This is a genomic window from Klebsiella sp. GG_Kp173 (assembly GCF_040062415.1).
In the GTDB taxonomy this organism is placed as follows: domain Bacteria; phylum Pseudomonadota; class Gammaproteobacteria; order Enterobacterales; family Enterobacteriaceae; genus Klebsiella; species Klebsiella quasipneumoniae.
Genome location: NZ_JBEAFZ010000001.1, coordinates 254,200 through 264,788, shown reverse-complemented (window position 1 = coordinate 264,788; position 10,589 = coordinate 254,200). Strand labels below are relative to the sequence as shown.

10 protein-coding genes are annotated in these 10,589 nt (G+C 58.7%); 6 read left to right on the top strand and 4 right to left on the bottom strand.

What is annotated here, in order from left to right:
* Positions 1-52 precede the first annotated feature (52 nt).
* Positions 53-907: a co-chaperone YbbN gene (locus ABLU50_RS01290; protein WP_004204720.1), complete on the top strand. Its 855-nt coding sequence runs from the start codon at positions 53-55 to the stop codon at positions 905-907.
* A 107-nt stretch (positions 908-1,014) separates the two neighbouring features.
* Here ABLU50_RS01290 and fetB read toward each other — a convergent pair whose 3' ends face one another.
* Positions 1,015-1,797 carry an iron export ABC transporter permease subunit FetB gene (fetB, locus tag ABLU50_RS01285; RefSeq protein ID WP_004204721.1) on the bottom strand — a complete coding sequence of 261 codons (783 nt, stop codon included), beginning with the start codon at positions 1,795-1,797 and terminating at the stop codon, positions 1,015-1,017.
* A complete protein-coding gene (gene fetA / locus ABLU50_RS01280; RefSeq protein ID WP_087832567.1) occupies positions 1,784-2,461 on the bottom strand; it encodes an iron ABC transporter ATP-binding protein FetA in 678 nt (225 codons plus the stop codon). Before fetA ends, fetB begins: the two co-directional genes overlap by 14 nt.
* A gap of 140 nt (positions 2,462-2,601) precedes the next feature.
* Between fetA and ABLU50_RS01275 the strand changes: the two genes are divergently transcribed.
* Both ABLU50_RS01275 and ABLU50_RS01270 read left to right on the top strand, forming a co-directional pair.
* A complete protein-coding gene (locus tag ABLU50_RS01275) occupies positions 2,602-3,519 on the top strand; it encodes an SPFH domain-containing protein (RefSeq protein ID WP_004204723.1) in 918 nt (305 codons plus the stop codon).
* Complete coding sequence (locus ABLU50_RS01270) at positions 3,516-3,974, top strand: NfeD family protein (protein ID WP_017898886.1); 459 nt, start codon at positions 3,516-3,518, stop codon at positions 3,972-3,974. The genes ABLU50_RS01275 and ABLU50_RS01270 overlap by 4 nt, the downstream gene beginning before the upstream one ends.
* Here the strand turns inward: ABLU50_RS01270 and cueR are convergent.
* On the bottom strand, positions 3,971-4,381 hold the full coding sequence (gene cueR, locus ABLU50_RS01265; RefSeq protein ID WP_004204725.1) for a Cu(I)-responsive transcriptional regulator: 411 nt from the start codon (positions 4,379-4,381) through the stop codon (positions 3,971-3,973). The genes ABLU50_RS01270 and cueR overlap by 4 nt on opposite strands.
* Positions 4,382-4,487: 106 nt before the next feature.
* Between cueR and copA the strand changes: the two genes are divergently transcribed.
* From copA to ybaK, 3 genes are all read left to right on the top strand, one after another.
* A complete protein-coding gene (gene copA / locus ABLU50_RS01260) occupies positions 4,488-6,989 on the top strand; it encodes a copper-exporting P-type ATPase CopA (protein ID WP_087771499.1) in 2,502 nt (833 codons plus the stop codon).
* A gap of 131 nt (positions 6,990-7,120) precedes the next feature.
* A complete protein-coding gene (locus ABLU50_RS01255; protein ID WP_023319864.1) occupies positions 7,121-7,915 on the top strand; it encodes a TraB/GumN family protein in 795 nt (264 codons plus the stop codon).
* 201 nt (positions 7,916-8,116) lie between these two features.
* A complete protein-coding gene (gene ybaK, locus ABLU50_RS01250; protein ID WP_004204728.1) occupies positions 8,117-8,596 on the top strand; it encodes a Cys-tRNA(Pro)/Cys-tRNA(Cys) deacylase YbaK in 480 nt (159 codons plus the stop codon).
* A 105-nt stretch (positions 8,597-8,701) separates the two neighbouring features.
* On the opposite strand, the gene ushA is transcribed toward ybaK, so the two are convergent.
* On the bottom strand, positions 8,702-10,354 hold the full coding sequence (ushA, locus tag ABLU50_RS01245) for a bifunctional UDP-sugar hydrolase/5'-nucleotidase UshA (RefSeq protein ID WP_004204729.1): 1,653 nt from the start codon (positions 10,352-10,354) through the stop codon (positions 8,702-8,704).
* Positions 10,355-10,589: the final 235 nt, after the last annotated feature.

Below are 10,589 nucleotides of genomic sequence, written 5' to 3'. Positions count from 1 at the left end.
GCGCGGCATGCCGCCCCCATGTAAAACAGAAATCGACTAACGAGAAATGCCCATGTCCGAACAGAATATTGTCAACATTAGCGAAGCGAACCTGCAGCAGACGCTACAGCAGTCCATGAACGTCCCGGTGCTGTTTTACTTCTGGTCTGCCCGCAGCCAGCACTGCGAACAGCTGACCCCGGTTCTTGAGCGCCTGGCCGCTCAATACAACGGCCAGTTTACGCTGGCGAAGGTCGATTGCGACGCCGAGCAGATGCTCGCTTCACAGTTTGGTCTGCGCGCCATCCCTACGGTTTATCTGTTCCAGAACGGCCAACCAGTGGACGGTTTTGAAGGCCCGCAGCCGGAAGAAGCGATCCGCGCCCTGCTGGATAAAGTCCTGCCCCGCGAAGAGGAGCTGAAAGCGCAGCAGGCCCTGGCCCTGATGCAGGAAGAAAAATACGCTGATGCCCTGCCGCTGCTGAAGGAAGCCTGGCAGCTGTCGAATCAGGACAGCCAGATTGGCCTGCTGTTGGCGGAAACGCTGATTGCTCTGCACCGTTCCGATGAAGCGGAAAACGTACTGAAGACTATTCCGCTGCAGGATCAGGATACCCACTATCAGGGTCTGGTGGCGCAGATTGAGCTGCTCAAACAGGCCGCCGACACGCCGGAAATCCAGCAGCTGCAGCAGCAGGTGGAACAGAATCCGGAGGACGCGCAGCTGGCCTCCCAGCTGGCGCTACAGCTGCATCAGGTCGGGCGTAACGAAGAAGCGCTGGCGCTGCTGTTCAGCCATCTGCAGAAGGATTTAGGCGCTGGCGACGGCCAGGCGCGCAAGATGCTGCAGGAGATCCTCGCCGCCCTCGGTACCGGCGATGCGCTGGCCGCCAAATACCGCCGTCAGCTCTATTCGCTGCTGTACTAATCCGTTGCCAGCCCCGGATAGCGCTGCGCTTATCCGGGCTACGCGAACGATGCGGAACGTAGCCTTAGTCGCCCGGGTGAGGCGTGAACGCCGCAACCCGGGATCGTTCACGGGCGCTTTTTCAGCTGGGTCACCACCAGCTGATGGCGGGCGTTGAAGAACTTCCGGTAGGTCAGATAGCCGGCAATAATCGTCGACAGGCTGGCGGTCGACAGCAGCATAAAGGTCACCATGATCTGGTACTTAATCGCCTTTACCGGGTCAATACCGGCAAAAATTAGCCCCGACATCATCCCTGGCAAGCTCACCAGGCCGACCGTTTTCGCTGAATCGACGGTGGGTATCAATGACGCGCGAATGCTGTCGCGGATCAGCCGCGCCGAGGCCATTTTCGGCGTCGCGCCGAGGCTCAGCTTCTCCTGAATCTGCTGCTGCTCGCTGCTAAAGCGCTGGCCCATATTGTTGTAGCACAGTCCCACCGCTACCATGGCGTTCCCGGCCACCATCCCGGCAATCGGGATCACCTGCATCGGGACGAAGGCTATCGAGCCAGAGAACACCAGCACCGCCAGCGTCAGCCCGGCGCCGGTGGTGATGGCGATAAATGACGAGACAAAAGCCTTATCGATATACTTGCTGCGCTTTTTGGCATTCCACGCCGCGTTAAAGCAGATAAACAGCACCATCAACAGCGTCAGAACCGCATGATTGACGTTAAAGATATATTTCAATACATAGCCGACGATAATCAGCTGCACGATCGCCCGGCAGATGCTCCAGAGAATATCTTTTTCCAGCGCCAGCTTTTCCCGATAGCTCACCAGAATAGCGATCAGCACCAGCACCATCGACAGCGCCAGCGATTCGTTCGTAATGTTATGCCCGTTCATGCCGTACCTCCTGCATGTTTCCGCCGGCAGGCTGCAAGGTAATCACTTCATCGGCATGCGAAATTTCGTTGCGATCGTGGGTGACCCACAGAACAGCGACCTGCTTTTCCGTCGCATAGCCATGAATAATGTCATTCACATTCTGTTTATTACTGTCATCCAGCGCGCTGGTAATTTCGTCCAGCAGCAGCACGCGCGGCAGAAATTGTAAATTGCGGATCAGCGAGACGCGCTGCTTTTCCCCGCCGGACAGTTCATTAATCGATTTTTCCAGCATATTTTCGCCAAGACCAAAGCGCTGCAGGTCGGCCACCAGCGCCTGCGGATCCGGTTGTTTATTGCGGATCTGCCACGGAAAAATCAGGTTATCGTAAACCGAATCCCCGAACAGCGCCGGCGTCTGCGCACAGTAAGAGACCTGCTGGCGATACCTTTCCGGCGACAGCGTCGCGACATCGGCATTGTCGAAAAACAGCCGTCCGGAAGTCGGACTGAGCAGCGAGGCGATAATTTTCAGCAAGGTGCTTTTCCCGCAGCCGGAAGGCCCGGTAATCAACTTTAATTCCCCGGGTCTGAGCTCAAGATTGATATTGTGTAAAATAACTGCGTCGTCGGTCTTAAATCCCACACCCTCGAGACGCAAAAGCGCGTTATTTTCCTTCATGAGGCTTCCTGATTATTTTCTGAAACACCGCTAGTTTACCGCACTTTCCTTTCTCCCGGTGGTGGAGAAAGATATACTCAGTTTAAACACGCGCTATTTCTTTGTAGCGCTTCACCAGGCAACAAGACAGGAGGTTTTTGATGCTGATTTTTATTCCTATCCTTATTTTCGTCGCGCTGGTCATTGTGGCCGCGGCGGTGAAAATCGTCCCGCAGGGCTACCAGTGGACGGTGGAGCGCTTCGGGCGTTTTACCCAGACGCTGCAGCCGGGATTAAGCTTAGTCGTGCCGTTTATGGACCGCATCGGCCGCAAAGTGAACATGATGGAGCAGGTGCTCGACATCCCCTCACAGGAGGTTATCTCCAGAGATAACGCCAACGTCACCATCGACGCCGTTTGCTTTATTCAGGTGGTTGACGCGCCAAAGGCCGCCTACGAGGTCAGCAATCTTGAGCAGGCGATCGTCAACCTGACGATGACCAACATTCGTACCGTGCTCGGCTCGATGGAGCTGGATGAAATGCTCTCCCAGCGCGACAGCATTAACACCCGCCTGCTGCATATCGTTGACGACGCCACCAACCCGTGGGGGGTGAAAATCACCCGCGTCGAAATTCGCGACGTTCGCCCACCGGCGGAGCTTATCGCCTCGATGAATGCCCAGATGAAAGCCGAACGTACCAAACGCGCCTATATCCTTGAGGCCGAAGGGGTGCGTCAGGCGGAAATTCTGAAAGCGGAAGGGGAAAAGCAGTCGCAGATCCTCAAGGCGGAGGGCGAGCGGCAGTCCGCCTTCCTGCAGGCGGAGGCCCGCGAGCGTTCCGCTGAAGCGGAAGCCCGCGCCACCCAGATGGTCTCCTCGGCGATCGCCTCAGGCGATATTCAGGCGATCAACTACTTCGTGGCGCAGAAATACACCGATGCGCTGCAGCAGATTGGCGCCGCCAACAACAGTAAAGTGGTGCTGATGCCGCTGGATGCCAGCAGCCTGATGGGATCGATCGCCGGGATCAGCGAGCTGATCAAAGAAGGCGCTGGCGATCGGAAAAAATCATGATCGACATGATCCTCGCCCACCCTCATCTGTTCTGGCTAAGCCTCGGCGGGCTGCTGCTGGCGGCCGAGATGCTGGGCGGCAGCGGATACCTGCTGTGGAGCGGCGTCGCCGGCGTGGTGACCGGCGCCCTGACCTGGCTCCTGCCGCTGAGCTGGGAATGGCAAGGCACGCTGTTTGCCGTCCTCACTCTGCTGGCGGCGTGGCTGTGGTCGAAGTGGCTGCGCAAGCGCGTCAAACTGCAGCGTCCTGCAGATGCTCAACTCAACCAGCGCGGGCAGCAGCTGATAGGCCGCCGTTTGACGCTGGATGCCCCGCTGGTAAACGGCCGCGGCCACGTGCGCGTGGGCGACAGCTCATGGCCGGTGATGGCTGACGAGGACCTCGCCCCAGGCAGTCAAGTCGAAGTGGTCGCCGTGGAAGGGATTACGCTACGGATCAGACCCGTCGTTCGTTAAGCCTGCGCCTTGCGATGACAGCAGCCGGAAAGATTATCGATAATCGGGCATTCCGCGCTGTCGTCGCCGGGACAGGATTCGGCCAGCGCCAGCAGGTGCGCGCGCATATTTTGCAGCTCGCGGATATGGTTCTCGATATCCGCCACTTTCTCCAGCGTGCGTTTTTTCACATCGGCGCTGTGCCGCGACGGGTCGTTGAATAACGCCACCAGCTCGCGGCACTCTTCCAGATTAAACCCCACCTGCCGCGCCTGGCGCAGCAGCGTCAGTTCATCGAGATGCTGCTGACCGTAGGTGCGGTAGCCGTTTTCGCTGCGCAACGGCGGCGTCACCAGCCCCTTTTCTTCGTAAAAACGAATCGCTTTGCTGGTTAAGCCGGTTTTTTTCGCCACATCGCTGATATTCATTTTTTCTCCTTGACCTTCCCCTTGCTGGAAGGTTTAACCTTCTTAATACTCGATGAAAGAGTGGTTCTGGTCAATCGTTGACCGGAAAATTATTCAGGAGTTATTTATGTCTAACACTATCGACCTGACGCTGGATGGCCTCTCCTGCGGCCACTGCGTCAAACGCGTGAAAGAGAGTCTGGAACAGCGTCCTGACGTTGAGCAAGCGGAAGTCACCCTCACTGAAGCCCATGTGACGGGCAGCGCCAGCGCACAAGCGCTGATTGAAGCCGTTAAACAAGCCGGATACGGCGCGGAGCTCAGCCACCCAAAGGCTAAACCGCTGGCAGAATCATCAATCCCGTCGGAAGCACTGACAGCGGCCACTCCTGAGCTTCCGGCAGCCCATGACGAAGATGACAGTCAACAGCTGCTGATCAACGGCATGAGCTGCGCCAGCTGCGTCTCCCGGGTACAGAACGCGCTTGCCGCGGTGCCGGGCGTCTCACAGGCGCGGGTTAACCTGGCGGAACGCACGGCGCTGGTGATGGGCAGTGCGTCCGCCGCAGAATTAGTGCAGGCGGTGGAGAAAGCGGGCTACGGCGCGGAGGCGATCGAGGACGATCTGGAACGCCGCGAACGTCAGCAGGAAACCGCCATCGCCACCATGAAACGTTTTCGCTGGCAGGCGATTGTCGCCCTGCTGGTCGGCGTGCCGGTGATGGTCTGGGGCATGATCGGCGATAACATGATGGTCAGCGACGACAACCGTTCGCTGTGGCTGGTCATCGGCCTCGTCACACTTGCGGTGATGGTCTTCGCCGGTGGGCACTTCTACCGCAGCGCGTGGAAAAGCCTGAAAAACGGCACCGCCACCATGGATACGCTGGTGGCGCTCGGTACCGGCGTCGCCTGGCTGTACTCGATGAGCGTCAACCTGTGGCCACAGTGGTTCCCGATGGAAGCCCGCCATCTCTATTACGAAGCCAGCGCAATGATTATCGGTCTGATTAACCTCGGCCATATGCTGGAGGCCCGCGCCCGCCAGCGCTCCTCAAAAGCGCTGGAAAAACTGCTCGACCTGACGCCGCCTTCAGCCCGCGTGGTGACCCCTGAGGGAGAAAAGGATCTGCCGCTCGCTGAAGTTCAGGCCGGCATGACGCTGCGCCTGACCACTGGCGATCGCGTTCCGGTTGACGGCGTGATAAGCCAGGGCGAAGCCTGGTTTGATGAAGCGATGCTCACCGGCGAACCGGTACCACAGCAAAAAGGCGATGGCGATGCCATTCACGCCGGCACCGTGGTGCAGGACGGCAGCGTGCTGTTCACCGCCAGCGCCGTCGGCAGCCAGACCACGCTGGCACGTATTATCCGCATGGTGCGCCAGGCGCAGAGCAGCAAGCCGGAGATCGGCCAGCTGGCGGATAAAATCTCCGCGGTGTTTGTCCCGGCGGTGGTCGCCATTGCGCTGATTAGCGCGGCGATCTGGTACTTCTTCGGCCCGGCGCCGCAGATCGTCTATACCCTGGTGATCGCCACCACGGTACTGATTATCGCCTGTCCGTGCGCCTTAGGGCTGGCGACGCCAATGTCGATCATCTCCGGCGTTGGCCGGGCGGCGGAATACGGCGTACTGGTGCGCGACGCCGATGCTCTGCAGCGCGCCAGTGAACTCGACACCCTGGTGTTCGATAAAACCGGCACCCTGACCGAAGGCAAGCCGCAGGTGGTGGCGGTGAAAACTTTCGCTGGCGTTGATGAGATTACCGCGCTGCGTCTTGCCGCCGCGCTCGAGCAGGGCTCAAGCCATCCGCTGGCGCGAGCGATCCTCGATAAAGCCGGAGACAGCCCGTTGCCGGAAGTGAGCGGCTTCCGCACCCTGCGCGGCCTTGGCGTCAGCGGTGAGGCGGAAGGTCATCGCCTGCTGCTCGGCAACCAGGCGCTGCTCAACGAGCAGCATATCGCCACCAGCGATATAGAAAGCGAGATGATGGCGCAGGCCTCACGCGGCGCTACGCCGGTGCTGCTGGCGGTGGATGGTCAGGCGGCCGCGCTGTTCGCCATCCGTGACCCGCTGCGCGAAGACAGCGTCGACGCCCTGGCGCGTCTGCATCGTCAGGGCTACCGCCTGGTGATGCTCACCGGGGATAACCCCACTACCGCGAATGCCATCGCCAAAGAAGCCGGCATTGATGAAGTGATTGCCGGCGTGCTGCCGGACGGTAAAGCCGACGCCATTAAGCGTCTGCAGAGCCAGGGGCACAAAGTGGCGATGGTTGGCGATGGGATTAACGATGCCCCGGCGCTGGCGCAGGCGGATGTCGGTATCGCCATGGGCGGCGGCAGCGATGTCGCTATTGAAACCGCGGCGATCACCCTGATGCGCCATAGTCTTCACGGCGTGGCCGATGCGCTGGCGATTTCGAAGGCGACCTTACGCAATATGAAGCAGAACCTGCTGGGGGCCTTCGTCTACAACTCGCTGGGCATCCCGATTGCCGCCGGGATCCTCTGGCCGCTGACCGGCACGCTGCTCAATCCGGTGGTCGCCGGCGCGGCGATGGCGCTGTCGTCGATCACCGTGGTGAGTAACGCTAACCGCCTGTTGCGCTTTAAACCAAAAGAGTAAACGCTGTTGCAGGAAAGCGGACGCTGACAGGATCGGCGCCCGCTTTTTTTCCGGGACAAGAAAAGCCCGCCGGAAGGGTGACGTGTATCACCATATGCGCTAGCATGAACGCCTCACACTTCGGAGCGCGTATGGGCCTGTTAAACCGGATAAAAATGCTGTGGCGAGCCGCCGTCGGCTCGTCTTATTCCTGGCCTGCGATGGATATCGTCCTGCCCGGCGAACGCTATCTGCACCTCGTCGGCAGCATCCATATGGGCACCCGCGACATGGCGCCGCCGCCAGCGAAACTGCTGAAAAAAATACGCCAGGCCGATGCGTTAATCGTCGAGGCCGATATCAGCGGCAATGAAACCCCGTTTAGCAATCTCCCCGCTTATCCGCCGCTGGCGGAGCGCCTGAGCGACGCGCAGCTGAGCGAGCTACAAGCGCGAGCCGGCGAGCTGGGCCTGTCGGTCGAGCTGTTCGACAGCCAGCCGCTGTGGCAGGTGGCGATGGTTCTGCAGGCCACCCAGGCGCAGAAGCTGGGGCTGCGGCCGGATTACGGTATCGATTATCAGTTGCTGATGGCCGCCCGCGAGAGCAACATAGCGGTGATGGAGCTGGAAGGCGCCGACAGCCAGATCGCGCTGCTGCGCGACCTGCCCGATGGCGGAATGGCGCTGCTGGAAGATACGCTGACCCACTGGCGCACCAACGCCCGTTTACTGCAGGTCATGATCGGCTGGTGGCTGGAGCAACCGCCGTCGCGCGGTGCGGTATCGCTGCCGACGACCTTCAGCCAGTCTTTATATGATGTGCTGATGCATCAGCGCAATCTCGCCTGGCGCGAGACGCTGCTGGCCTTGCCGCCGGGGCGCTACGTGGTCGCCGTCGGCGCGCTGCATCTGTATGGCGAAGGGAATCTGCCGGATATGCTGACATAAAAAAATGGCCAATATTGCTATTGGCCCGTCAAAGAGGAATTTCATCATTATTATTATCCCGGGATTTGTATCCCGGATCGTCTGATTGTCGCTCAAAGTGACCATCACTGCCAACACTATTGCGCAAGATGGTACTATTTTTTAGACAACCTGCGGGCGTATTCTGACGTCACGCAAAACCGGTTGGTAAGAAGGATAGCTATGACTCCCGCCGTTAAATTACTCGAAAAAAACAAAATTCCCTTTCAGATCCACAGTTACGATCACGATCCCAATGAGACCAACTTCGGTGATGAAGTGGTGCGCAAGCTCGGCCTCAATGCCGATCAGGTTTACAAGACCCTGCTGGTCGCCGTTAATGGCGATATGAAGCATCTGGCGGTCGCCGTCACCCCGGTCGCCGGGCAACTGGATTTGAAGAAAGTGGCGAAAGCGCTGGGCGCCAAGAAAGTCGACATGGCCGACCCGATGGTGGCGCAGCGTATCACCGGCTATCTGGTGGGCGGTATCAGTCCGCTGGGGCAGAAGAAGCGCCTGCCGACGGTGATTGACGCCCCGGCGCAGGAATTTGCCACTATCTATATTTCCGGCGGCAAACGCGGGCTGGATATTGAGCTGGCGGCCAGCGATCTGGCGCAGCTTCTGGATGCGAAGTTCGCCGATATCGCCCGCCGCGATTGATAACACTATCCCGGATAGCGGCGCACGCGCCTTATCCGGGCTCCCCAACTCATAGCCACGGTAAGCGTAGCGCCACCGTGGAAATAGCTAACCCGAAGCCCAGGCTTACTGCCAGCTCACCTCGCCTTTCGGCTCATAGGCGGCGGCATCCAGCGGCGAGTTCTTCTCGATATACTCTTTCAGCACTTCGGCATCGATAAAGCCGGTATTCACATACCCGGGTTTATCGGCGATGTTCGGGTAACCATCGCCGCCGGTGGCGTTAAAGCTCAGCGTCGCCATCCGATAGGTCTTCGACGGATCCACCGGTTCGCCTTTGATTTTCAGATCGTTCAACTTGCCGTCTTTGGCCACAAAGCTGACGTTGGCAAACTGCGGATAGGCGCCGGAATCCGGCTTCATCTGCGCGACGGCGGTCAGGTAATCCACCACCTCCTTGCCGCTCATATCGACATAGGTCAGCACATTGCCGAACGGCTGGACCTTCATCACATCCTTGTAGGTGATATCGCCCGCCTCGATGGAGTCGCGGATCCCGCCGCCGCTCATCACCGCAAAATCCGCATTACTGCGCGCCATCTGCGCCGCCAGCAGCAGGTGGCCCATATTGGTCTGCACGAAACGCACTTTACTGCGATCGCCCTCCAGATGACCATTCACGCTGCCGATCTTGACCTGCAGTTGCGCCTTACCTTTGTTCTGGAACGGCGTCAGCAGCGACATCATCTGCGGGTTCTCCGCGATCTGCGGCGTATACAGCACCCGCTCGCTTTGGCCGTTATCGTAAGTCACTTTTTTCTTCAGGTTGACCGGGATCAGCTGATAGTGCACCAGCTTCATCTCGCCGTTGCGGAACTCAAAATCGGCGCGGCCGACGTATTTGCCCCACTCATGCGCCTGGACGATCCAGATGCCGTTCTGACGATCCGGGGCGCACGGCGTCCCTGGCACATAGTCGACCTGCTTTTTATTTTCCGACGCCATGCACACCGGATCCTGCGAGTGACCGCCGACGATCATCGCCAGCGAGCCTGCGGGTAAACTCCGCGCCATCTCGACATCCCCCGGCGCGTTAGAGCCGTGGTTGCCGTTGTCATAGTGGCCCATATGGGTGGTGGCCAGGATCACGTCCGGCTTTTCATTCTGCTGCAGCTCCTGGATCACCAGCTTCGCCTCTTCCGCCGGTTTGCGGAATTCGATATCGGTGAAATATTCTGGATTGCCAATCTTGGCCGTATCGTCAGTGGTTAAGCCAATCACCGCGATTTTTAACCCGCCGCGCTTAAACAGCGCCCAGGGTTTGAACAGCCGTTCGCCGGTGCTTTTCTGATAAATATTGGCCGACAGGAAGGGGAACTTCGCCCACTTTTCCTGCTGGCGCAGCACGCTCAGCGGATTATCAAACTCGTGGTTCCCCACCGCCATCGCGTCGTAGCCGATCAGGTTCATGCCGCGAAAATCGGGCTCTGCATCCTGTAAATCAGACTCCGGCACCCCGGTATTGATATCCCCGCCGGACAGCAGCAGAACGCTACCGCCTTCAGCCGCCACCTCTTTACGAATACCGTCCACCAGCGTTTTCTGCGCCGCCAGGCCATATTCGCCGTAGTCATTGCGCCAGAAATGGCCGTGGTGATCGTTGGTGTGCAGGATGGTAATTTTATAGGTTTTATCCTGCTCATAGGCCTGCGCGGACAGGCTGCCCAGCGATAACGCGGCGAATAACGCCAGCGCCACGCTGTGTTTTAAACAATGCATGCTTCACTCCCTGACTTAATCCCAAGTGCCGAAAGTATAGCGAGTTAGCCGCATTGACAAATATGTTTTCAGAATTGCGACTTCCTTCAAACCTTATCAGCAGGTATGTTAGTTGGATAATAATTCCACCTGCATCCTCTATACGCCTTCGCGTTGTATGGCAGTGCGTTAGCCCGTTCGTCATAATTCCCATGCAGTAGCCGGGAAAATCAGGGCAGTCGCATGGCGTACAAAT